This is a genomic window from Vibrio azureus (genome assembly GCF_002849855.1).
In the GTDB taxonomy this organism is placed as follows: domain Bacteria; phylum Pseudomonadota; class Gammaproteobacteria; order Enterobacterales; family Vibrionaceae; genus Vibrio; species Vibrio azureus.
This window is the reverse complement of sequence record NZ_CP018616.1, coordinates 1,051,753-1,075,569: the sequence shown is the minus strand read 5'-3', so window position 1 is coordinate 1,075,569 and position 23,817 is coordinate 1,051,753. Positions and strand designations below refer to the sequence as shown.

The following is a 23,817-nucleotide window of genomic DNA, read 5'->3' as shown; positions in this document are numbered from 1 at the left end:
CAACTACTAAACACGAATTTGAGCAAAAAATGCTGACATCCTTGCTAAAAACACAGCTCACCATAAGATAATTTTATCCTATATAGTTGTTTTTTTACTATTGACTGTGGCGATTCATTGACTACATTGGAATGTGTTGGTGCATACAGAACTGACTGATTTGGTTTTCAGTAACCGACACAGACTTTTTGCTCCAACACACCTAATTAAGTGTTTTAGTTATACAGCGACAACGAACCCAACATAGGTATGGCTTTGGTGACGTAATCGCTTCAGTGAAAATAGTATGAGGGATGTAAAAGCATGGCTACAGGTACAGTAAAGTGGTTTAACAATGCCAAAGGATTTGGTTTTATCTGTTCGGACGAAGAAGAAGGCGATATCTTTGCTCACTACTCAACAATCCAGATGGACGGTTATCGTACACTGAAGGCAGGTCAGCAAGTCTCATATGAGGTTGAAAAAGGCCCGAAAGGATCACACGCTTGTAGCGTCGTTCCTATTGAGAGTCTAGCTAAATAACTCAAATACAGTCGTCATTTACCTATCAACTTACTAAAGCAGAATGTTCTGCAAACTGCGTTGGCGTGCCAATTTGATACAGTAAAGAAACCCGCTCATTACAGCGGGCTTCTTTGTTATATTTGAATAAAGTAATAATTAGATAAACTTAGTGCTTATCTACAATTGAGTTAAAGGTTTGACTTGGGCGCATCAGAGTAGAAGCCAATAAGTCATCAAGTGCGTAATAGCCACCCAATTCACCTTTCACCCCCTGAGAAGTATTTAGCTCAGCGACAATATCTTGCTCCTTGCTGCTCAAAAGCTCAGCAATTGGTGCAAATTCAGCCGCTAATTCTGCATCTTCAACCTGCTCCGCCAAAGCTTTTGCCCAGTAAGAAGCAAGATAGAAGTGACTTCCGCGGTTATCCAATTCACCGACCTTGCGAGAAGGGGACTTATTATTATCAAGGAATTCACCCGTCGCCTTATCTAATGCTTTAGCAAGAACCAAGGCTTTAGCATTACCTGTCGTGAGGCCAAGGTGCTCCAAGGATGCCGCCAAAGCTAGGAACTCCCCTAGCGAATCCCAACGAAGGTGATTTTCTTTTTCTACTTGTTGAACATGCTTCGGTGCAGACCCGCCCGCTCCTGTTTCAAATAAACCACCACCATTCATCAAAGGAACGATAGACAGCATTTTCGCCGACGTACCAAGCTCAAGAATTGGGAATAAATCGGTGAGATAATCACGTAGAACGTTACCTGTTACCGATATTGTATCAAGGCCTTCTTTAATGCGCTCCAATGAGAACTGACAAGCATCGACAGGAGATAGAATTTTAATCTCTAAGCCTGCTGTATCGTGTTGTGGTAAATACGCATTAACTTTTTTGATCAACTCTGCATCATGTGCACGATTTTCATCTAGCCAGAATACCGCAGGAGCTCCTGTTGCACGAGCTCGTGATACAGCCAATTTGACCCAGTCTTGAATTGGCGCATCTTTCACCTGACACATACGGAAGATATCACCTTCTTCAACGTTTTGTTCCAGTAAAACGTTACCAGCAGTATCAACCACACGGACGATACCGTCTGATTTTAAAATAAAGGTTTTATCATGAGAGCCATACTCCTCAGCTTTTTGAGCCATCAAACCAACGTTTGGAACACTGCCCATCGTTGTTGGGTCAAATGCACCATACTGCTTACAGAAGTCGATAACCGCTTGATAGATACCCGCGTAGCTGCGATCTGGAATCATGGCTTTAGTATCTTTTTGCTTACCGTCTGGTCCCCACATTTGACCCGACGCTCGCAACATAGCAGGCATAGAAGCGTCAACGATAATGTCACTTGGAACATGCAGGTTAGTAATACCACGATCTGAGTCAACCATTGCTAATGCAGGTTGAGTGTCGTATACCGCCGCAATGGCATCTTCAATCTCTTGCTTTTGTTCGCTAGGCAATGTAGCAATTTTGGCATAAACATCACCTAGGCCGTTGTTAACATCAACTCCGAGCTCTTCGAACAGCTGACCGTATTTATCAAATACTTCTTTGTAATAAACTTTAACCGCATGGCCGAAAATGACTGGGTCAGAGACTTTCATCATGGTTGCTTTCATATGAAGAGAAAGCAAAACATCCTGCTCTTTGGCTGCTTTAATTTCTTGCTCGAAAAATGCAACCAAGGCTTTCTTGTTCATGACGGAACAATCGATCACTTCTTTGTCTTGCAACGGGAAGGCGGCCTTTAGCTCGGTCACTTTGCCATCAGCGTTAACGAACTCAATCTTGACTTCTTTCTCGCCAGAAATGGTCAACGATTTTTCACTACCAAAGAAATCATTGCCCGCCATGCTTGAAACATGAGATTTTGATTCTGCTGACCAAGCTCCCATAGAGTGTGGGTTCTTTTTCGCATAGTTCTTCACTGATAGCGGCGCACGTCGATCTGAGTTACCTTCACGAAGCACAGGGTTGACCGCGCTGCCTTTAATCTTATCGTAAGTCGCTTTAATCGCCTCTTGTTCTAGATCACTTGGCTCTTCTGGGTAATCCGGCAGAGAGTAGCCCTTGGCTTGTAATTCTTTGATCGCGGCTTTGAGCTGAGGTATTGAGGCAGAAATATTCGGCAGTTTGATAATGTTGGCTTCTGGTGTTTTAGCAAGTTCCCCTAGCTCAGATAGAGCGTCACCGATGCGTTGCTCCGGCTTTAAATATTCAGGGAAGTTAGCAATAATTCGGCCTGCTAGTGAGATATCACGAGTATCGACATGAATGCCTGATGATTGAGTAAAAGATTGAATAATTGGCAGTAATGAGTAAGTTGCGAGCGCCGGAGCCTCATCAGTAATAGTATAGATAATGGTCGGTTTTGCTGTAGGCATGAAATTTCCCTATTTATTACTCAATGTTGCGATAACAAGGCAACTGAGTTTGTTGAATTGACGTATCACCATTGTGTTAGTCGTGCATTCCTCCGCACTCACATGGGCACGATTCGCACTCGTCATTTATAACGTTAAGCTCTAACTTTGAGCTCTTGGGCTCAATTGCTGAGTGCGCGGTTCTGCAAAGCGCTCTAGTGCCTCTATGATCATTTATATGATAAAGAGTCGCGCCAAAACTGCTTTGCTATATCATTAAACAATTAACGCGAAATAGTCTATTATTGCGTGCGCTTTTATTCGTTTTGGGCCGCCAATAATAGCCGATAACTGAAAAACATAACACTTTCAAGCACAGCTTGTTTACATTTTTGCAAGGTAGTTAACATGTCATCTCGCCAAGGTAACGAAAAAAGTCGCCGTAAGCCACTTTCAGCATCGACTCATCGTACCTCTTCTAAAAAAGCCAGCAGTGTTACTGGACGAACAAAATTTCGCCCCAAACGCTCTTCAAGCACTTCCAAACCAAAAGTCGCTCCAGAAGATCGTAAAGTCATCATTTTCAACAAACCCTTTGACACTCTGAGCCAATTTACAGATGGTGAGGGACGCAAGACATTAGCGGATTACATTCCAGTACAAAATGTCTATGCTGCGGGCCGGTTGGATCGTGACAGTGAGGGCCTGATGGTATTAACTAACGATGGTGTGTTACAAGCAAGACTCACTCAACCGAAATCCAAAATGCCTAAAACCTACTGGGTTCAAGTCGATGGTGCCCCGTCAGAGTCAGATCTAGATAAGCTTCGCCAAGGTGTTGAGTTAAAAGATGGGCTAACGCTACCAGCTCAAGTTGAAATAATACCTGAGCCTAAAATTTGGGATAGAGTGCCACCGGTTCGATTTAGAGCAAATATTCCGACGACTTGGTTAGCGATAACCATTATTGAGGGAAGAAATCGCCAAGTCAGACGTATGACGGCACATATCGGGTTTCCGACACTCCGTTTGATTCGCTATTCGATGGGAGAAATAAAATTGGATGACCTCCAACCTGGCGAGTGGCAAGAAATCAAAAAGATCAACGTATTCAATCGTTAGAACCCCCGTTTGCTCAATAATATACCTATATTCGAGCCGACGAACTCTGCAGCTTTTTTTGCTTAACAAGAAAACGTGATCTGAAGTAAGAAGACATCAAAATCACAACTAAAAAAGGCGCACTAAACAGCGCGCCTCGAATTTGATTTCAACTGAATGGAATCAATTAGAATGTGTAGAAAGCAGCAGCGAAGACATAAGTCTCTTTATCAGAGCTGTCAGCAACTTCTAGATCTTGTTTGATATCGATACCACCGCTTAGGCGATCACTGAATGTGTACATTGTCGCCACGTTCATGTAGGACGTATCTTCATCCGCTTTACCCTTAGCAGTAAAGTCTTCTTGGTTGAAGTTATAGCCTGCAGCCAGAGTTAGCTTGTCGTTCATAGCCATGCTACCAGATAGGTAGAAGCCAGTGGATTCGCTTACGTCTTCCGCTTCGTTTTTCCAAGCATTCGCACCTAGGTTAATGGTTTCACCCACTGCTACGTTGCCTGAAAGAGAAATAACGTTGAAGTCTTTCTTGTTATTATCTTTATCTTCACGAGATTCATAACCAACGTAAACGTTGTATACGTCTTGCTCTAGACCAAGGTAGCCGTTTGCGCCTTTGTACTCATTAGATTCCTCTACTGAGAAGTAAGAAGCACCGTAAGCAATACCAGAAGTAGAACCTTCAAACTTGATTACATCAAATGCATCAGAAGCATCTGCTGCAGAATTACCAAATTCGTAGGTAAAGTCACCAGCACCGTCAACTTTATCCAGTGCCGTATCGTTTTCCCAACCGAAAGAGAAGATACCGTAGCCAGAATCAAGACCAAGCCAAGCTTTATCTACGTCAGTAGCAAACTCGTTATCAATGTCCATAGATTTGGTTTTATCTTCATCTGTGGTCCAGTTAAGTTCTAAATCTGTCTCTAGGTAACCAACAACAAAGTTGTTTTCGTAGCTAACAGCAACAGTTACAGCAGTAGCCCAATCATCGTACATTGCTTTGGTTTTAGTATCGTAGTAACCACCAACACCTACAGCACCTGATACAGAGAACTGTTTTTTATGAATAGGTTCAAATTCAAATGTTGGTTTCGCATTTTCAGAAGGAGCTGCAAAAGCTGAAGCTGAAATGCTTGCTACTGCAAGAGCTAAAAGAGTTTTTTTCATAATTAATCCACTGCCTTTTCTTAGTTTGGGATATCCATTTCCGGTTCCCTTTTATACATCTTCAGAGCAACATGTTTCACCAATGTGAAAATTCGTAACTCAAAAAATCTAATTCCAAGATTGCAGAAGATTTACTTAAGTGTCAAATCAGCGAAAAAAACCATCAAAAATAAACAAAACACAATAAAAACAGCACCTTAAAAAAACATAAAAGATAACAACACGTCGATAACAGCCTCGAAATAGATGTTATTTTTTATAACAAAAATAAGTAAAACTAAAATAAATGACTATTTGTTTAAATTTAATTGGAGTATTATAGTGAGATTAACTAAAATAGCAGTCATTTTAGTTGCTGTCGTGGTTATGTTTTAATATCCTTGTTTATTAATGATAAGTTCAATGTTTTTTTGTGAACAAGATCGATATTCTTCGTGAAAGTATTCTATTTTGTGAACTACTGCCCTGATAGCAATATGTGCTACTATGCGCCACCATCGCATTCGGGGCGCTTATGCTAACTAGTAATATTCAAAAATCGATTCGTACCAGCTACCAAAATCTTCAAGCTCAACTGGAGAACTTTGTTCCTCGTAGAGCTCAAAACTATTTAGTCGCGGAAATTGCCAAAACACTCTGTGGCCAATACCACTCCTCGAATCGTCTATTAGTTGCTGAAGCAGGAACAGGGATTGGAAAGTCTCTGTCTTACCTTATGGCCGCTATCCCTGTAGCTGTTCATAATAATCGAAAAGTGGTTATCTCCACCGCAACCGTGGCGCTTCAGGAACAGTTAGTAAATAAAGATTTGCCGCTCTTCCGTCGTATTACCGATCTCGATTTTTCTTTTATCTTAGCCAAAGGTCGCCAACGCTACTGCTGTGCTGAGAAGTTAGCCATAGCCAGCGGAGTCGATGGTGGGCAGCTTGCGATGTTTGAGACGAAACCAAAAAAGAAAGAAATAGAACTTCTTGAAACCTTGTATCGCTCACTGGCTCAAGGTAAATGGGATGGCGATAGAGATAATTGGCCAAAACCGATTGATGACCATATCTGGCAGTTAATCATCAGTGACAAACACAGCTGCAATAACAGCTTGCCGTCACACCGTCACTGTCCCTTCCAAAAGGCACGTTCTGAACTGGACAAAAATGATGTCATTATTGCTAACCATTCACTTGTGATGGCTGATGCAGATCTTGGAGGTGGTGTTATCCTACCTGAACCGGAAAACACCATTTACGTTTTCGATGAAGCGCATCATCTGCCTCATGTCGCTCGTGATCATGCCTCTGCGGCTGCAAGTCTAAAAGGAGCGGCGGCTTGGCTGGAAAAACTCAATCAATCAAGCAATAAATTTTCCTCACTGGCGGATGAAAAACGCGTGGGCCGTTTTCGTCAGGAACTTCAGGAAGCGATTCAAGAAATGATCCCTTCTCTGAATCATTTGGCAAAACAATTTAGCCCTGAGCATTTTGAAGAAGGGATTTATCGCTTTGAGCATGGTGAGCTACCGACTTGGCTGGAAAACCAAGCTAAAGAGCTCAAACAACTGAGTAAAAAAACCAGCCAAAGTACGAATAAAATCGCCGATCTCCTAGCAGAAAAAGTGAAAGATGGTGAGCTCTCATCTCGATTGGCAGAGCCCGCTCTCGCTGAGTTAGGCTTTTATATTCAACGCTTAGAAAACTTAGCACAAGTTTGGCACTTAATGGCAGAGCCAACCAGAGACAAAGGGGCACCTCTTGCCCGCTGGTTAGAAACTCACCCCGATCAAGAAGGGGACTTCGTGGTACATGTCTCACCACTGGAAGTGGGTTGGCAATTAGATCAACAGATCTGGAGTCGCTGTATCGGAGCCGTGTTAGTTTCCGCCACCATGCGAGCTCTGAATTCATTCCACTACTTTTGTCATCAGGTCGGGATTGATGCGAGGCCAGAGTCAGGGACACAATTCTTAGCTTTAGCCTCTCCGTTTGATTATCAAAATCAAGCTGAGTTGCTGATCCCAGCCATGAAATATGAACCTCAAACGCCTCAGTTTACAGAATATCTTATCGAGATATTATCTAAGTATTTGCAAGACAAAAAAGCCAACTTAGTATTATTCTCTTCTTATTGGCAAATGAACCAAGTTGCGAAAGCTCTCAGCAGTGATTTCATCTCTCGCGGATGGGCGTTACAAGTTCAAGGAGAAAGCTCAAGGGCCGAAATCCTAAAAAAACACAAGAAGCTGATTGAATCGCAAAAAACCAGTATTCTATTCGGCACGGGCAGCTTCTCGGAGGGTCTTGATTTACCTGGAAACTTATTAGAAAACCTAGTGATCACTAAAATTCCGTTTGGCGTCCCTACATCACCTGTTGAACAAGCTCATTCAGAATACATAGAAAAAAAAGGCGGTAACCCTTTCATGCAGATTACCGTACCAGATGCAAGTAAAAAGCTGATTCAAAGTGTCGGCCGTTTACTGCGTAAAGAGCAAGATTCTGGCAGAGTCACGATTCTTGATCGCCGCTTAATCAGCAAGCGTTACGGACAAGCCTTGATAGAGTCACTCCCGCCTTTCAAACGTAAAATTGAATATTAGAAGAATAACCCTTTATGGAAATGATTGAACCAACCACGTTGTTGGTATTAGCTATCGTCGCTTTTATTGCTGGTTTCATCGATGCCGTTGCTGGAGGCGGAGGTATGCTAACCGTTCCAACTCTGTTGTCTCTTGGACTCCCACCTCATATGGCATTGGGGACCAACAAACTTGCCGCCTCTTTTGCTTCCTCGACCGCTGCATTTACCTATTACAAAAAGCGTTTGTTTAAGCCGCGGTGTTGGGGAAGAGCGTTTGTCGCAACGTTAGTTGGCGCGACATTAGGAACACTTTTTGTCGATGCTATCAGCACAGAGTGGCTTGAAAAAGTGTTACCACTGATCATTCTTGCTGCAGCCTTTTATACTGTGTTTCACAAAATGCCTTCTGATGCTAACCAAAGCCCAATTCCTCAAGACTGCCCTAAACTTCATAAAAAACAGTACTTGCAAGGCTTAAGTATTGGTTTTTATGATGGACTGGCTGGACCTGGTACGGGTGCTTTCTGGACAGTCAGCTCAATGGCCTTGTATCGTCTCAACATTCTTCTTGCCTCAGGCTTGGCCAAGGCAATGAATTTTACCAGCAACTTTACCTCATTAGTCACCTTTGCCGTGCTGGGTCATATCAATTGGATGCTAGGCTTAACAATGGGCTTATGTCTGATGGCAGGCGCTTTTGTTGGCGCACATTCAGCAATTCGATTTGGTGCTAAGTTTATTCGCCCCGTTTTTGTCACGGTTGTCAGTATTCTAGCGATAAAACTGGCTTATAACGCTTGGTTTACAGGTCTCTCATGAATTTAGAACAGCTTTCACAAAGTTTAGAAGATATGTCTAAGCAGGCAGCCATACTAGACCGTCAACGTGGTGAGCATCATGTGCCACTGTTTGATGAGCGCTTGTTTAGTTGCCGTTCACGTTTGCTTGTGCCTTGTGTAAAGGAAACTTGTGCCACACTTGATAGTATTGTGCGTGAAAAAGAACAAAACAAACTCACCCCACTTCGTGCAGACTATTTAACTGAACGTCTTGTTGCACAAATCTCAGCCATACAACGTGAGATTTCAACCACAACATTACGCAAAAATGAAATTAAACATAGCAGTCACTTTAGAAAGCCAATTAATGTCTTGTATCAGGAGTTAGCACAGCACCAAGAGTGGGCACGCCGTTTAAGACAGCTGGTTATCGAAAAACAACTGGCTGCCAATGCATCTACGGGTTTTAATAAAACAGAAGCACAAAATGTTTTATTAGCAACAGAAAAAAGGCTAGAGCGATGTGAAGCAGCACTACTTAAACTGGAAAACCAAATCACCTATAGGGAAAAAAATCAATAATGTCTGATCAACCACTATCTTTAGAAAATGCCCCGAAGGAAACTCAACTTGCCGTTGATATCATCTACTTGTTAGAAGTTAATAACATCGATCCAGCCCAAGCTTTAAAAGCGCTCAAGATTGTACAATCGGATCTTGAACACAAGCTGTCGCAAGAGTAAGTCATTAAGCACTTACTCCCACAACAGCCATTATCATCACACTCGGCGTTTTATCCCCAATCTCCTCAAAATACCGTGTTAAGCGAGACGATTTTTGGGAGCGTTAATAGACCCTTTGGGCGGTAAATCGAACTTCTTCATGCTGTTTAAAATTACCACCGACGCACTTCACTTTTCCGACGAGATAATGGTCAGAGACATAACTGAATGAATATTCAGCTTTAATTGACTTAGCGATGATGGTGCCATTATCAAGGTGAGTTTGAGTATGGCATTCATATTGCTTTCTTAGGTTATCAAATAAAGCGATACGGCCATTTGGATCGACATAAAGATGAGTATTTGAAAAATTACCCGAAAGAGTAATATTCATTTGGTAATGTTTATCTTGTAGGTTAACAAGATCATCAGGGCTGAGAAACCCAGAACCTAACGCCGTCATTTGTGAGTATTTTAATGCCCCATCGCTGGTGACAAAAACCAGCTCTTCAACCCCATCACCATTCAGATCCACCATCGAAAAGTTTTGTACATCTTCATATGGCAGCAGCTCTTTAGGCGAGCCGACAATATAGTCTGTTGCAAATCCGTTCGCTGATAGCCCCCAAAATAACGCTAAACCAATCAAGGCCTTATTCATAACAATATCCATACATTATAAAACAAACGTCAAATTATAATGAAAGCAAATAGAAATGCACTTTTTTGTTATTCGTTTATGAATTGGCATCAGAAATACTTTACTCGAAGGCATACGCTTTTAGGTCTTTACTTGTGATCCTACCTTCCTTAAGCTTTTTTCGATCTATTTTTCATGCTTTCATACTTCAGTCACTCATTTAACCCATCGTCAAAACGGCTAGGTTACTCACATCCTTCAACATATATTTCAATGGTCTTTAACCCCAAGTAACCTCAAAGTATAATGAGGGGTGGTGACAAAATGGCGGCAAAACTCACCAAAGCCAATTGTCAGGCCGTAATACACATTTTGCAAACTTAATAAACCCATAAAGAACGATAAATTAATGGGTTAGAGAACAGGTTAAAAAATATGAAAGTTATCAGTTTTAATATCAATGGGCTTCGAGCACGACTTCATCAACTTCAAGCTATAATTGATAAACACCAGCCTGACGTTATTGGCCTTCAGGAAATCAAGGTTCATGATGAAGCTTTTCCGCTCGAAGCGGTCGAGGCAATGGGCTATAAGGTCTACTTTCATGGTCAAAAAGCACACTATGGCGTAGCGATGTTGTGCAAACAGGAGCCGTTGAAAATTCAAAAAGGCTTTCCTAGCGATAATGATGAGCATCAAAAGCGCATGATTATGGCAACATTTGAGGGTAAAGACGGTAAACCTGTCACCGTTTTAAATGGCTACTTCCCACAAGGTGACAATATCAGCCACGAAACGAAGTTCCCATACAAACGTCAATTTTACAAAGACTTGATGACGTACCTAAACGAAAATCATGTCAACGATGAGCAGATTATTGTAATGGGAGATATCAACATCAGCCCTATCGATGCTGATATCGGTATTGGCGAGCCAAACCAAAAACGTTGGTTAAAAACAGGTAAATGTTCTTTTCAACCAGAAGAGCGTGAGTGGCTAAAAACCTTACTTGATTGGGGCTTCATTGATACGTTCCGTCAATTACACCCCGATGTATCTGACCGCTTTTCTTGGTTTGACTACCGATCGCGTGGGTTTGATGATAACCGCGGTCTAAGAATTGATGTGATTTTAGCAACCCCGTCTTTAGCCAAAACTTGTACAGAATCAGACATTGATTACGAACTTAGAGGCATTGAAAAGCCATCAGATCATGCACCAATTTGGGCATCGTTTGACTGAAGCTGGTCTCAGGCATAAAAAAAGCGCTAGTGAGTAGCGCTCTTTGAACAGCCAGTATAAGTTTAAATGGCAAGCTATTGCCACTTAAGGACTTACTTATTATTGCTGTTTTCCATTATCACGATATTTTTCGAAAGAAGCTTCAGTTTTCTCGCTTTAACTTCACTTGGTGTAGATATGGATGTATTACTGTCGGTAAAGTTAGGCAGTGTCGTAGTCACCAAACTATTAATATCTTTATTATTTTCAATAAAATACTTCACCGAGTTTTTATCATTAATGTTAAGTTGACCAAGTGTCACTTCAACACGAGTTGAATCATTAGCTACAAGTTTCTCGTTTAATGAACTCTGCATCATTACCTGAGATGAAGAAGGCTTTGCGAATACCGTTTGATAAAAAAGTCGAGATTGATTTGCGGTATTTGCACGAACTTGTATACGCTGGATGTCATAATCAGCAGGTAAAAAGCCACCAACACTTAAACAAAAATCGGAACTCGAACTTTCACATGTAGTCGACACGCTACCTCGAAAGTTAGTTACGTTAACTGGAGTTAAGTTAACATCTGAACCATTGTATGCAACTGCTGAACGGTATAACCAATTACCCTGGCTTGTGGTTCCAACGAGATCAAGAGCCCAACCATTTGATGAAATAGGGTGGTAAGAGAGCTTTTGTGAGGCAGTATAGATTGGCTGCCACAAGTATAATTCGCCTTTGTAGCCAACAGTGACAGCGCTTTCGCTTGTCAAGTTAACACCATTTACCTTGAAGTTAACATCTGTATTTTGAACATTTTCTAATTTTGATGCTGTTATTTCACCTGATGAATCGTCAGTTTTATCATAGATACTCGAGCCATTGGCGAAAACAAATTGACTTAAATTAGTATATTTTCCGGAAACATAAGAGTCAAAAGCCGTTATCAATACGTTTTTGCTTGTCTTTAAAGGTGCTTTTACTGGAATGGCTCCTGGGGTAACGGCTCCATTAACAGCACTATCAATAAAACTCGTTTGATAATACTGAACATCAGTACTGGTTTCTAAGGCTGCAATAAGGGCATTATCCGAAAACCCATTTTGATACTGCTCTGCTTTATAACATGCACTGTTTGTTTGCTTTTGTCTGATATTTATCGTCATATTCTGTAAGAAATCTTTCTGTACAGAAAACATAAAAATATCACTTTGTCCGCCGATACTACCGTCTATTTCCTCAACCGATACATAACCATTGTTAGGAACTTTAGCCGTATCGATCACTACCTTACCATCATCAGCAATGTTTTGAATCGTTTCTTTTTCAATCACAGAACCATCTTCATTATGGAATACGATATTAAAATTACTATTCGCTACATTAGCTGTAATGACCTTGCCGTCTTGTCCTTCTTGCTCACCATAAATAACACAACCGGGAGCAACATCTGTTTTATTGGCAGTGTAAAGATTTATCATTTGCCATGTATATTTGGGGGCAGGAACACTACCGCCGCCACCGCCGCCACCGCCGCCACAACCGACCATTAGTCCTGATATCACTGCCACAAGCGGCATTATTTTGAGTTGTTTCATGTTTTTTTCCTAAACTGAGCGGCAATGGATAGCCAAAAAAGACTTTATTGCTAAGTAAAAGCAAGAACCAAGCCAACTTTTAAAACCTAATTATCTTAATCTTAACATATCGTTAGCTATCTAAGATGGATTAAGTGACATAGAAATGACTTTGTTACCAATTCTGTGAGCAAGGAAGGCAACTCGTGTAATCACAGGATCTCATCTTTTTAGACAAGATGTGATCCTTCTCGGTGTGCGAATCTTGGGTTAACACCTATGCTTCCTATTGCATAAAATGACCAGCCAACAATTTATCGGTTTTTTTGATGTTTTATTGATTTAGTTTAAGGTTTGCAGCTTTTTTTTAGTTTAGCCTTGAATGGTGATTAAAAGCTAATCACTTGATGAAAGTGGCAACATGCATAGCCTTACTGGTTTCAATACTACTCATAAGGCGATTCATATTGTTATTTATCAAGAGTGTACTGTTCTCCCCATCTGATTGGGGTTCGCTGGTTCACTAGCGAAACAGTACGGATTTTTTGCTACTAAAAAGGTAGGTATGTCATGGCAGAGCAATTTGCTAAAGCTTGGGAAGGTTTTGTTGCAGGTGAGTGGCAAAACGAAGTCAACGTTCGTGATTTCATTCAGAAAAACTACACTCCGTATGAAGGCGACGAATCTTTTCTAGTTTCTGAGGGTACTGAAGCGACTAATAAGCTTTGGGCAAAAGTAATGGAAGGAATCAAGCAAGAGAATGCCACTCATGCCCCTGTTGACTTCGATACTGACCTTATCTCTACCATCACAGCACACGATGCTGGTTACATTGATCAAAGCCTAGAAACCATTGTTGGTCTTCAAACAGATGCGCCGCTAAAACGTGCCATCATTCCAAATGGTGGTATTCGTATGGTTGAAGGCTCATGCAAAGCCTACGATCGCGAGCTAGACCCACAGATCTCAAAAATCTACTCTGAATACCGTAAAACTCATAACACTGGTGTATTCGACATTTACACACCAGACATTCTTGCTTGTCGTAAGTCTGGTGTACTGACAGGTCTTCCAGATGCGTATGGCCGTGGCCGTATTATCGGAGACTATCGCCGCGTTGCGCTTTACGGTATCGATTTCTTAATGAAAGATAAGCTGGCTCAGTTCAATTCACTACAAGAGCGCTTCGAAAACGGTGTTGATCTGCAAATGACAATGCAACTTCGTGAAGAAATTGCTGAACAACACCGTGCTCTTGGCCAAATGAAAGTGATGGCGAAGAAATACGGTTGTGATATTTCTCGTCCTGCAGAAACAGCACAAGAAGCCATCCAGTGGACATACTTCGGTTACCTTGCTGCAGTTAAATCTCAAAATGGCGCTGCAATGTCGCTAGGTCGTACTTCGACTTTCCTCGATATCTACATCGAGCGTGATATCGCTGAAGGTAAGATCACAGAAGTTGATGCACAGGAGATGATCGACCACTTCGTAATGAAACTACGTATGGTTCGTTTCCTACGTACTCCTGAGTACGATGATCTATTCTCTGGCGACCCAATCTGGGCAACAGAGTCTATGGGTGGTATGGGCTTGGATGGTCGTACGCTCGTTACGCGTTCAAACTTCCGCTTCCTAAACTCTCTATACACAATGGGCCCTTCTCCAGAGCCAAATATCACGGTTCTTTGGTCTGAGCAATTGCCTGAAGGCTTCAAGAAATTCTGTGCCAAGGTATCTATCGATACTTCCTCCATTCAGTACGAGAATGACGACTTGATGCGTCCTGACTTCGTCTCTGATGACTACGCAATTGCATGTTGTGTATCGCCAATGATCATCGGTAAACATATGCAGTTCTTCGGTGCCCGTGCTAACCTGGCGAAAACACTGCTTTACGTAATCAACGGCGGCGTGGATGAGAAATTGAAGATCCAAGTGGGTCCACAAATGCCTAAGATCGCTGACGAGGTTCTGGATTTCAACGACGTATGGGGCAAACTAGACCACTTCATGGATTGGCTGGCTAAGCAATACGTGACAGCACTAAACAGCATACACTTCATGCACGACAAGTACAGCTACGAAGCTGCACTCATGGCTCTACATGACCGTGACGTTCGTCGTACTATGGCTTGTGGTATCGCGGGTCTATCAGTAGCGGCTGACTCTCTATCTGCAATCAAATACGCGAAAGTTAAACCAGTCCGTGACGAAGATGGCGTAGCAATCGACTTTGAAATCGAAGGCGACTACCCTAAATTCGGTAACAACGATGCTCGCGTTGATGACATCGCTTGTGAACTGGTTGAAGTCTTCATGAACAAGATTCGTCAGCTTAAAACATACCGCGACGCAGTTCCTACTCAGTCTATCTTAACGATCACGTCAAATGTGGTATACGGTAAGAAGACGGGTAACACGCCTGACGGTCGTCGCGCAGGTGCTCCTTTCGCACCAGGAGCGAACCCAATGCACGGCCGCGACGAAAAAGGTGCAGTAGCGTCTCTAACGTCTGTAGGTAAACTGCCGTTTGCTCACGCTAAAGACGGCATTTCTTACACGTTCTCTATCGTACCTAACGCACTGGGTAAAGATGAAGGCTCACAACGTGCTAACCTTGCTGGTCTAATGGATGGTTACTTCCACCACGAATCTGGCATTGAAGGCGGTCAACACCTTAACGTCAACGTACTTAATCGCGAAACGCTAGAAGATGCAGTTAAACACCCAGAGAAATACCCACAACTGACCATCCGTGTATCTGGGTACGCAGTGCGCTTTAACTCTCTAACAGCAGAGCAACAAGCTGACGTTATTGCACGTACATTCACTGAGTCTCTATAGACACCACTGAAACATTTACGTTAATAATCGATAAAAGGCCGATACGTGATCGTATCGGCTTTTTTTTGAGATGAAAATTAAACTCCATATTTAGCTACAGATTTTGAACCAATAATTAAGTATGATGCGTAAAAATTTGACCGAAGAACCACATGAAAATTTATAAAATATTCCTTTTGGCCAGCTTGTCCCCAGCGACGTTTGCTGCAGCGCCATCCACCTTCTCTTTTACTTTGGACAATGATGGCATCTTTGGCGTTGACCAGGACTACACTAATGGATTATTTCTTTCTTATACAACGGGCAAATTGAACCCACAATCCGAATGGCAATGGCTATCTCTCAGCGATGAAGCTAAAAATAATGTCGACAAAGTTGAGTTGGTTTTAGGGCATAAAATGTTTACGCCAAGTGAGATTGAAGCAGACCATCCAATCAGAAATGACCGCCCTTATGCAGGGTACTTACACACTGAATTAAATTACCTTTCACTGTCGGCTAATAAAGCAGTTCGATATAACTTTACCATTGGTGCTACCGGAGATAGCTCCCTTTCTTCTAAAGCACAAGATATCGTTCATGGCATCACGGGCTCTACTGCCCCTCAAGGCTGGGATTATCAAATTGATGATTACTTAGCATTTAGCCTTGGCTATCGCGTTTTTAATACCCTGATGCGCAGCCAAGGAGAAAGGACCCAATGGGAAATCACCAATGTGAACGATATCAACGCTGGTAACTTTCGCAGTGATATTTCACAAGGCGTCATGTTCCGTTGGGGAACCAATTTAGACCATAGCGTTGGTGCCGCTAATATCAGTGTCGAAAGCCCATTTCATGCAAGCATGCTCACCGATGATGCACCAAGTTGGTTTCTCTTTAGTGGATTTGAAGGTCGCTATCGTTTGAATGACATCACCATTGAAGGGGAACGCTCTGCTATTCCTGAGCCTCAAGACAGATATGATGTGACTTTACAACATTGGCAAGCGAGCGCTGTTGCCGGAGCGGCGTGGTATAACAAACACTATGGTGCAAGTTTTACCTTTACGGTTAAGACCCCTGATTATAAAGAAGCTCAAACCGATATTTATGGTACAGGATCACTCTCGTTATTTGCCTTCTTCTAGGCAGCTTGATTCTCTGATAATTCAACGGTTAGCCAATACCCAAGTCACTTGATGGTACTTGGGTATATAAATTTCTCTCCCTCTAGCCGTTCTTCTATACACCTTTTCTATCCCTGTATCGCGTATGATTTTTATCTTGGTAATAACGCACTCGAAAGCTGTTTTAACCCTACAATTTGTAATAAAATAACGACTAAAATCCACTCAATATGAGAGCTAAAATGTCAACAGTTGGTCGTATTCACTCGTTTGAATCCTGTGGTACCGTCGATGGACCTGGTATTCGCTTTATTGTCTTCTTACAAGGATGCTTAATGCGCTGTAAGTATTGCCATAATCGTGATACTTGGGATACCCATGACGGTAAAGAAGTCTCCGTTGAAGAGATCATCTCAGAAGCAAAATCTTATAGACATTTTATGAAGGCTTCCGGTGGCGGTGTGACCTGTTCTGGCGGAGAAGCAATGCTTCAACCTGAATTCGTGCGGGATTTCTTTCGTGCAGCGCATGCAGAAGGCATCCATACCTGCCTCGATACTAACGGTTATATACGCAAACATACTCCAGTAATTGATGAAGTATTGGAAGTTACTGATCTTGTTATGTTGGATCTGAAACATATGAAAGATGAAATCCATCAGGAATTCATTGGCGTTTCTAACCGTCGAGTTTTAGATTTTGCTCGTTATTTGCATGAAGTAAAGCAGAAAACTTGGATTCGCTACGTGGTTGTTCCCGGATATACCGACGATCCAGAAGCGGCACACATGCTAGGCGAATTTATTCAACCCATGGATAACATTGAAAAAGTAGAACTTTTACCCTACCACAAGCTAGGTGCACATAAATGGGAAGCGCTCGGCTTAGAATACCCTCTTGAGGGAGTCAATCCACCAACTAAAGAAGTGATGGACGAGATTCAATCAATACTGTCTCAGTATCATCCGAATGTAAAATACTGAATAACCCGCTCTCTCTTCTCAATGACATGCTCAGGTCACTTAGGCCTCTTGAGCATGTCTTTGAGTCGTCGCAACAGACTTAGAGAGAATTCTTCATTTTTAACACTAAATATGTGTTGAGATCATGTTTGCTTTGAGCGCATCACGATAACCTAGACCCATAAAATCCGTATTCGCTTTTTGTGAGGCCTGCCATGGAAATGTCAAACGCTCAACGTTTGATTTTATCAAACCAATATAAGTTATTATCACAACTAGACCCAAACAATGCATCAAAATACAGTCGTTTACAAATCATCGTTGAACGTGGGTATGAACTGCAAATGCATGAGTTAGACAAAAGCTTTGGCAGCATTGCAGAAGCTGAATGTCGTGAAATAATTGAAGTCATGGAAATGTATCACGCCATGCAAGAGTCCTTCAAAATGCTACATAGCGATGAGTGCTATAAAGTTGATAAGCGCCGCCTCGAGTTTCTTGGTTTTGACCTATCGACAGAGGTACAACGTGTACACTATGTTCGTTTCCTTGTTGATTCTGAAGGTCTATATACGCAATTTGATAAGGGTGACCATCACTTTAACAGTCAAACGCCAATGTTGGATAAATACCGACGCATGGTAAAAACATGGCGCTGCTGCCCTCGTCAGTATCATTTATGCCCTAATGAGCTAACTCAGATCTTAGGTGCTTAACTATGACTTTGTTGAGGAGAGTAACCTGCTCTCCTCTGCTTGTTTTTCTCATGTTTTGATTGTGCCGTTATCTGGCTAATTTTGAATGACGGGCTTCAAACTCTCACACCTAGTCACTGCGTTTTTTGTCATTTGATCTCAAGTTTAACTCTGACAAAAAATATAAGAACCCAGTTGCTCAACCATACGCATCCCCCACGGTTACCCCACTCTCTGAGTCGATACACATCTTAATCTATATACCTTTAATTAGTGATGTAGATGTTAATTTAGACAATAAATTCATAATAGCTAAGCAAAATTGTGGATCCCCGACTAGGATTAAATAGAGGAAAGGAGTGATTGAAAAAAGCTTACCCATCGCTCTAAGTTGCAGTGAAAACCCTTCCACAGCATGTCGTTGCTCTGATGGAAGAGTAAAAAAATTCACGCACTAAGTTTGATAACAGGATGTTCACTTTCACTTTGTAAATGAACACTTTAAACACGGATAAGCTGAAATCAACGTTCGTCAATAGACTGACAATTAAAGGGGAAACGACATGAGTATTTTCGACCACTATCAATCTAGATATGAAGATTCCAAAGATGAAGAGATGTCGTTACAGGATTTCTTAGCCCTGTGCAAGGACGACAAGAGTGCTTATGCGAATGCGGCCGAAAGACTGCTATTGGCAATAGGTGAACCTGAAGTAATTGATACAGCCCAAGATCCAACGCTGAGTCGTATTTTCTCTAACCGTGTGATATCACGCTATGACACGTTTAAAGATTTTTACGGTATGGAAGATGCCATCGAGCAAATTGTCTCGTATTTGAAACATGCGGCTCAAGGTTTAGAAGAGCGCAAGCAAATTCTTTACCTATTAGGTCCTGTTGGCGGCGGTAAATCATCCTTAGCTGAGAAACTAAAATCTCTCATGGAGAAAATGCCAATTTACGTGTTGAGTGCTAACGGTGAACGCAGCCCAGTTAACGATCACCCATTTTGTCTATTCAATGCAACTGAGGATGGAGAAATACTCAAAAAAGAATATGGTATAGAGCCTCGTTACCTGCGCTCTATCATGTCGCCATGGGCAGCAAAACGCCTGCATGAATTTGGTGGCGACATCACTCAGTTCAAAGTGCTCAAAGTTCGCCCTTCTATCTTGGATCAAACGGGTATCGCTAAAACGGAACCAGGCGATGAAAACAACCAAGATATTTCATCACTCGTTGGTAAAGTGGATATTCGACAACTCGAGCATTTTTCTCAAGATGACCCTGACGCTTACAGCTATTCCGGTGCACTTTGTAAGGCCAACCAAGGGTTGATGGAATTCGTGGAAATGTTCAAGGCCCCAATTAAAGTCTTGCACCCTTTACTTACAGCAACGCAGGAAGGTAATTTCAACGGCACCGAAGGTTTATCAGCGATTCCATTTGACGGCATGATCTTGGCGCACTCCAATGAATCGGAGTGGCAAACGTTCCGCAATAACAAAAATAACGAAGCCTTTCTAGATAGGGTCTACATTGTAAAAGTACCTTATTGCTTACGTGTCTCTGAAGAAGTCAAAATCTACAAAAAACTCCTTGAGAACAGTGAGCTTTCAACCGCTCCTTGCTCTCCAAGTACTTTAGAAACACTGGCTCAATTTAGTATCCTCTCAAGACTTAAAGAGCCGGATAACTCGTCTATTTTCTCTAAGATGCGAGTGTATGACGGTGAGACTCTAAAAGACACTGATCCAAAAGCCAAAAGCTATCAAGAGTATCGAGACTTTGCTGGTGTTGATGAGGGCATGAATGGTCTTTCTACTCGTTTTGCCTTCAAAATACTGTCAAGAGTGTTTAACTTCGACCAATCTGAAGTTGCAGCTAACCCAGTGCACCTATTCTATGTCATAGAACAACAAGTCGAACGCGAACAATTCCCAAGCGAAGTTGCAGAGAAATACCTTGAGTTCCTCAAAGGTTACCTAGTGCCTCGTTATGTAGAGTTTATTGGTAAAGAAGTACAAACTGCTTACCTTGAATCATACTCCGAGTATGGTCAAAACATCTTTGACCGCTACGTCACCTATGCTGACTTCTGGATTCAAGACCAAGAGTACCGCGACCCAGAAACAGGCCAACTGTTCGATCGTGCTTCCCTTAATGCTGAACTAGAAAAAATTGAAAAGACTGCAGGTATTTCCAATCCTAAGGACTTCCGTAACGAGATCGTTAATTTTGTCCTTCGTGCAAAAGCCAATAACAATGGACAAAATCCAGTTTGGACTAGCTACGAAAAACTGCGCACAGTAATCGAGAAGAAGATGTTCTCCAACACAGAAGAACTGCTACCGGTTATCTCATTCAATGCGAAAACATCTTCTGAAGATCAGAAGAAACACGACGACTTTGTCGCTCGTATGATGGAAAAAGGCTACACAGAGAAGCAAGTGCGCCTACTTTCTGAATGGTATCTACGAGTACGTAAGTCATCCTAACCCATGTGAGTTAGGTCGCTTGTGAAACATGAAGAGGGGAATTTCATGGCGCAATTTATAGACCGAAGGCTCAATGGCAAAAATAAGAGCGCTGTTAATCGACAGCGCTTCTTAAAGCGCCATAAGGAGCAAATAAAAGAGTCGGTAGCTGACGCAGTGAATCGACGCTCAATAACCAATACCGAAACCGGCGAAGACGTCGCCATTCCGCACAAAGACATCAATGAGCCGATGTTCCATCAGGGCAGCGGTGGTGCGAGGGAACGGGTGCACCCGGGTAATGACCAATTCATCCAAGGGGACAAAATGGAGCGCCCGAAAGGTGGAGGTCAAGGCGGTGGCTCAGGCGAAGGTAACGCCAGCCCGGATGGTGAAGGGCAAGATGAATTCGTTTTCCAAATTTCAAAAGATGAGTACCTCGATATCCTCTTTGAAGATCTCGAGCTACCAAACCTTGAGAAAAATCAAATCACTAAAATCACCGAGTGGAAAACACACCGCGCAGGCTATCAAACAGCAGGGATACCATCCAACATTGCTGTGGTTCGTTCGTTACAACAATCTCTAGCACGTAGAACAGCAATGACTGCGGGTAAAAAGCGAATGCTCAATGAACTGGAAGATCAACTGACCGATATTCAGAACATTGAACCTGCACAAACGCTCGAAGAAAACCGCTTAAAAGCAGAGATCATCGAACTGCGTAAAAAAATTGAAAGCGTGCCGTTTATCGACACATTCGATTTAAGGTTCAAAAACTATGAGAAACGCCCTATTCCATCTAGCCAAGCGGTTATGTTCTGCTTGATGGATGTTTCAGGTTCGATGGACCAAGCAACTAAAGATATCGCTAAACGCTTTTACGTGTTGCTGTATCTTTTCTTGAATCGTACTTACGAAAATGTCGAAGTCGTCTTCATTCGCCACCATACTCAGGCAAAAGAAGTCGATGAACACGAGTTTTTCTATTCGCAAGAAACAGGCGGAACGATTGTTTCTAGTGCGCTCAAACTTATGGATGAGATAATTAAAGAGCGCTACCCACTTAATCAATGGAATATCTACGCTGCTCAAGCCTCTGATGGTGATAACTGGGCGGATGATTCACCTCGCTGTCGAGACCTGCTAGTTAACAAGTTGCTGCCTCATTGTCAGTACTACTCCTACATTGAGATCACTCGACGTTCTCACCAGACTCTCTGGCACGAGTACGAAAAGCTCTCGGAAGCATTCCCGAATTTTGCCATGAAGAACATCCGATCTGTGGAGGATATTTTCCCAGTTTTCCGTGAGTTATTCCAAAAAGAAACGGCGTAAGGAGGCGACGCATGAAAACAACAACAAGAAAGGTATCGGATACCGCTTCAGACAACAGTCAATCGGGACGTCTTCCCGATGGACCAGATTGGACGTTCGAACTACTGGAGCGCTACCACAAAGAAATCAAACGCGTCGCAGAATTTTATCGTCTTGATACCTACCCTAATCAGATCGAAGTCATCACTTCAGAACAAATGATGGATGCTTATTCCAGCATTGGTATGCCCATTAATTATAACCACTGGTCATTTGGTAAGAAGTTCATTCAAACCGAGCAAAACTATAAACATGGTCAAATGGGTTTAGCCTACGAGATCGTGATCAACTCCAACCCTTGTATTGCTTATCTAATGGAAGAGAATACGGTGACAATGCAAGCCTTGGTTATCGCGCATGCTTGCTACGGCCACAACTCTTTCTTCAAGGGTAACTATCTGTTTCAAACTTGGACTGACGCGAGTTCAATTATTGACTACTTACTATTTGCCAAGAATTACATTGCTAAATGTGAGGAGCGCTATGGCGTTCAGGAAGTAGAACAACTGTTAGACTCCTGTCATGCTTTGATGAATTTCGGTGTTGACCGATACAAACGACCAGAGAAAATTTCAATTAATGAAGAAAAGGCCCGCCAAGAAGAACGCGAAAGTTACTTACAATCACAAGTGAACGAACTTTGGCGTACTGTTCCTCAAGCGAAAACAAAAGAAGAAGACATTAAAGTGCGCTTTCCAAGTGAGCCGCAAGAGAACTTGCTCTACTTCTTCGAAAAACATGCTCCACTGCTAGAACCATGGCAGCGGGAAATAGTCCGAATTGTGCGTAAAGTCAGTCAATACTTTTACCCTCAAAAGCAAACTCAAGTAATGAACGAAGGCTGGGCAACGTTCTGGCATTACACGATCCTGAACCATCTCTACGATGAAGGATTGGTATCTGAGAAGTTTATTTTAGAGTTTTTACATAGCCATACCAGTGTGGTCGCTCAGCCTGCTTACAATAGTCCTTATTTCAGTGGTATTAATCCTTACGCTCTTGGTTTTGCTATGTTCCGTGATATCAAGCGTATTTGCGAAGAGCCAACTGATGAAGATAAAGAGTGGTTTCCTGACCTAGCAGGATCGGATTGGCTTGATTCTCTTCATTTCGCGATGCATAACTTCAAGGATGAAAGTTTCATCAGCCAATATTTATCACCGAAACTCATCCGCGATTTTAAATTGTTTGCGGTTGAAGATGATGATCGTAAAAACTTCATTGAAGTATCCGCTATTCATGATGAGATGGGTTACAAACGAATCCGTGAAAAACTGGCCGCTCAGTATAATTTGGCAAACTTAGAGCCAAATATTCAAGTTTACAATGTTGATGTCCGTGGCGACCGATCTTTGACACTTCAATACGTGCCTCATAACCGAATTCCTCTGCACAATAGCCATGAAGAAGTCTTGAAGCATGTATACCGTTTGTGGGGCTTTGATGTCATCTTAGAGGAAGTAAAAGACACGGGTCATCGCGAAATTTTAGCCACATGCCCAAAACGCAATCAGTACGATTCTAGCATCTGAATATCCATCACTGAGACTTTGCCAGTCTCAATTCTGTGATTCAGACGCAGTGCCATCAAAAAAGGCTTTCAAGATAAAACTTGAAAGCCTTTATTTATTCGTCCCAGCGACGACTCATTCATTGCCAAGTATTTCCGACT

Annotated in this window: 18 protein-coding genes; 14 read left to right on the top strand and 4 right to left on the bottom strand. The window is 42.2% G+C overall.

The features are described 5' to 3' along the window. The first annotated feature begins 303 nt into the window (after positions 1-303). Positions 304-522 carry a cold shock domain-containing protein CspD gene (gene cspD, locus BS333_RS05060; protein ID WP_021708668.1) on the top strand — a complete coding sequence of 73 codons (219 nt, stop codon included), beginning with the start codon at positions 304-306 and terminating at the stop codon, positions 520-522. 148 nt (positions 523-670) lie between these two features. On the opposite strand, the gene BS333_RS05055 is transcribed toward cspD, so the two are convergent. Beyond that, positions 671-2,899, bottom strand: coding sequence for an NADP-dependent isocitrate dehydrogenase (locus BS333_RS05055; RefSeq protein WP_021708667.1), 2,229 nt, complete (start codon positions 2,897-2,899; stop codon positions 671-673). 387 nt (positions 2,900-3,286) lie between these two features. On the opposite strand from BS333_RS05055, the gene BS333_RS05050 reads away from it, so the two are divergent. Beyond that, positions 3,287-4,000 (top strand): pseudouridine synthase, encoded by a 714-nt coding sequence (locus tag BS333_RS05050; protein ID WP_021708666.1) that lies wholly within the window; start codon positions 3,287-3,289, stop codon positions 3,998-4,000. Positions 4,001-4,166: 166 nt separating this feature from the next. On the opposite strand, the gene BS333_RS05045 is transcribed toward BS333_RS05050, so the two are convergent. Continuing rightward, positions 4,167-5,165: a porin family protein gene (locus BS333_RS05045; protein WP_021708665.1), complete on the bottom strand. Its 999-nt coding sequence runs from the start codon at positions 5,163-5,165 to the stop codon at positions 4,167-4,169. A 514-nt stretch (positions 5,166-5,679) separates the two neighbouring features. Between BS333_RS05045 and dinG the strand changes: the two genes are divergently transcribed. From dinG to rsmS, 4 genes are read left to right on the top strand one after another with little or no spacing between them, the layout of a single operon-like run. Beyond that, complete coding sequence (gene dinG / locus BS333_RS05040) at positions 5,680-7,755, top strand: ATP-dependent DNA helicase DinG (protein ID WP_021708664.1); 2,076 nt, start codon at positions 5,680-5,682, stop codon at positions 7,753-7,755. A 14-nt stretch (positions 7,756-7,769) separates the two neighbouring features. Further along, positions 7,770-8,555 (top strand): sulfite exporter TauE/SafE family protein, encoded by a 786-nt coding sequence (locus BS333_RS05035; RefSeq protein WP_021708663.1) that lies wholly within the window; start codon positions 7,770-7,772, stop codon positions 8,553-8,555. Then, the gene (locus BS333_RS05030) at positions 8,552-9,097 is read left to right on the top strand and encodes a primosomal replication protein (RefSeq protein WP_021708662.1); all 546 of its coding nucleotides are present in this window, start codon (positions 8,552-8,554) and stop codon (positions 9,095-9,097) included. The genes BS333_RS05035 and BS333_RS05030 overlap by 4 nt, the downstream gene beginning before the upstream one ends. Further along, positions 9,097-9,258 carry a pleiotropic regulatory protein RsmS gene (rsmS, locus tag BS333_RS05025; RefSeq protein ID WP_021708661.1) on the top strand — a complete coding sequence of 54 codons (162 nt, stop codon included), beginning with the start codon at positions 9,097-9,099 and terminating at the stop codon, positions 9,256-9,258. Before BS333_RS05030 ends, rsmS begins: the two co-directional genes overlap by 1 nt. Before the next feature lie 103 nt (positions 9,259-9,361). Here rsmS and BS333_RS05020 read toward each other — a convergent pair whose 3' ends face one another. Beyond that, the gene (locus tag BS333_RS05020) at positions 9,362-9,898 is read right to left on the bottom strand and encodes a hypothetical protein (protein ID WP_033003389.1); all 537 of its coding nucleotides are present in this window, start codon (positions 9,896-9,898) and stop codon (positions 9,362-9,364) included. Positions 9,899-10,312: 414 nt separating this feature from the next. Here BS333_RS05020 and xthA point away from each other — a divergent pair, with 414 nt between their 5' ends. Beyond that, positions 10,313-11,119: an exodeoxyribonuclease III gene (xthA, locus tag BS333_RS05015; RefSeq protein WP_021708659.1), complete on the top strand. Its 807-nt coding sequence runs from the start codon at positions 10,313-10,315 to the stop codon at positions 11,117-11,119. 92 nt (positions 11,120-11,211) lie between these two features. Here xthA and BS333_RS05010 read toward each other — a convergent pair whose 3' ends face one another. Beyond that, the gene (locus BS333_RS05010) at positions 11,212-12,699 is read right to left on the bottom strand and encodes a hypothetical protein (protein ID WP_021708658.1); all 1,488 of its coding nucleotides are present in this window, start codon (positions 12,697-12,699) and stop codon (positions 11,212-11,214) included. A 549-nt stretch (positions 12,700-13,248) separates the two neighbouring features. On the opposite strand from BS333_RS05010, the gene pflB reads away from it, so the two are divergent. From pflB to BS333_RS04975, 7 genes are all read left to right on the top strand, one after another. Continuing rightward, entirely contained in the window at positions 13,249-15,525 is a 2,277-nt protein-coding gene (gene pflB, locus BS333_RS05005) for a formate C-acetyltransferase (RefSeq protein WP_021708657.1), read from the top strand. Between the two features lie 152 nt (positions 15,526-15,677). Beyond that, entirely contained in the window at positions 15,678-16,655 is a 978-nt protein-coding gene (locus tag BS333_RS05000; protein ID WP_021708656.1) for a lipid A deacylase LpxR family protein, read from the top strand. Positions 16,656-16,876: 221 nt separating this feature from the next. After that, positions 16,877-17,617, top strand: coding sequence for a pyruvate formate lyase 1-activating protein (gene pflA / locus BS333_RS04995; protein ID WP_021708655.1), 741 nt, complete (start codon positions 16,877-16,879; stop codon positions 17,615-17,617). A gap of 194 nt (positions 17,618-17,811) precedes the next feature. After that, positions 17,812-18,312 (top strand): YfbU family protein, encoded by a 501-nt coding sequence (locus BS333_RS04990; RefSeq protein ID WP_021708654.1) that lies wholly within the window; start codon positions 17,812-17,814, stop codon positions 18,310-18,312. A 542-nt stretch (positions 18,313-18,854) separates the two neighbouring features. Continuing rightward, complete coding sequence (locus BS333_RS04985) at positions 18,855-20,789, top strand: PrkA family serine protein kinase (protein ID WP_021708652.1); 1,935 nt, start codon at positions 18,855-18,857, stop codon at positions 20,787-20,789. A 45-nt stretch (positions 20,790-20,834) separates the two neighbouring features. Beyond that, the gene (locus BS333_RS04980) at positions 20,835-22,106 is read left to right on the top strand and encodes a YeaH/YhbH family protein (protein WP_021708651.1); all 1,272 of its coding nucleotides are present in this window, start codon (positions 20,835-20,837) and stop codon (positions 22,104-22,106) included. A gap of 11 nt (positions 22,107-22,117) precedes the next feature. Further along, positions 22,118-23,677 (top strand): SpoVR family protein, encoded by a 1,560-nt coding sequence (locus tag BS333_RS04975; RefSeq protein WP_021708650.1) that lies wholly within the window; start codon positions 22,118-22,120, stop codon positions 23,675-23,677. Positions 23,678-23,817: the final 140 nt, after the last annotated feature.

What these genes read in the sequence shown, in the direction of transcription:
- cspD (WP_021708668.1), top strand. Translation starts at nt 304, where the DNA reads ATGGCTACAGGTACAGTAAAGTGGTTTAACAATGCCAAAGGATTTGGT.
- BS333_RS05055 (WP_021708667.1), bottom strand. Translation starts at nt 2,899, where the DNA reads ATGCCTACAGCAAAACCGACCATTATCTATACTATTACTGATGAGGCT.
- BS333_RS05050 (WP_021708666.1), top strand. Translation starts at nt 3,287, where the DNA reads ATGTCATCTCGCCAAGGTAACGAAAAAAGTCGCCGTAAGCCACTTTCA.
- BS333_RS05045 (WP_021708665.1), bottom strand. Translation starts at nt 5,165, where the DNA reads ATGAAAAAAACTCTTTTAGCTCTTGCAGTAGCAAGCATTTCAGCTTCA.
- dinG (WP_021708664.1), top strand. Translation starts at nt 5,680, where the DNA reads ATGCTAACTAGTAATATTCAAAAATCGATTCGTACCAGCTACCAAAAT.
- BS333_RS05035 (WP_021708663.1), top strand. Translation starts at nt 7,770, where the DNA reads ATGGAAATGATTGAACCAACCACGTTGTTGGTATTAGCTATCGTCGCT.
- BS333_RS05030 (WP_021708662.1), top strand. Translation starts at nt 8,552, where the DNA reads ATGAATTTAGAACAGCTTTCACAAAGTTTAGAAGATATGTCTAAGCAG.
- rsmS (WP_021708661.1), top strand. Translation starts at nt 9,097, where the DNA reads ATGTCTGATCAACCACTATCTTTAGAAAATGCCCCGAAGGAAACTCAA.
- BS333_RS05020 (WP_033003389.1), bottom strand. Translation starts at nt 9,898, where the DNA reads ATGAATAAGGCCTTGATTGGTTTAGCGTTATTTTGGGGGCTATCAGCG.
- xthA (WP_021708659.1), top strand. Translation starts at nt 10,313, where the DNA reads ATGAAAGTTATCAGTTTTAATATCAATGGGCTTCGAGCACGACTTCAT.
- BS333_RS05010 (WP_021708658.1), bottom strand. Translation starts at nt 12,699, where the DNA reads ATGAAACAACTCAAAATAATGCCGCTTGTGGCAGTGATATCAGGACTA.
- pflB (WP_021708657.1), top strand. Translation starts at nt 13,249, where the DNA reads ATGGCAGAGCAATTTGCTAAAGCTTGGGAAGGTTTTGTTGCAGGTGAG.
- BS333_RS05000 (WP_021708656.1), top strand. Translation starts at nt 15,678, where the DNA reads ATGAAAATTTATAAAATATTCCTTTTGGCCAGCTTGTCCCCAGCGACG.
- pflA (WP_021708655.1), top strand. Translation starts at nt 16,877, where the DNA reads ATGTCAACAGTTGGTCGTATTCACTCGTTTGAATCCTGTGGTACCGTC.
- BS333_RS04990 (WP_021708654.1), top strand. Translation starts at nt 17,812, where the DNA reads ATGGAAATGTCAAACGCTCAACGTTTGATTTTATCAAACCAATATAAG.
- BS333_RS04985 (WP_021708652.1), top strand. Translation starts at nt 18,855, where the DNA reads ATGAGTATTTTCGACCACTATCAATCTAGATATGAAGATTCCAAAGAT.
- BS333_RS04980 (WP_021708651.1), top strand. Translation starts at nt 20,835, where the DNA reads ATGGCGCAATTTATAGACCGAAGGCTCAATGGCAAAAATAAGAGCGCT.
- BS333_RS04975 (WP_021708650.1), top strand. Translation starts at nt 22,118, where the DNA reads ATGAAAACAACAACAAGAAAGGTATCGGATACCGCTTCAGACAACAGT.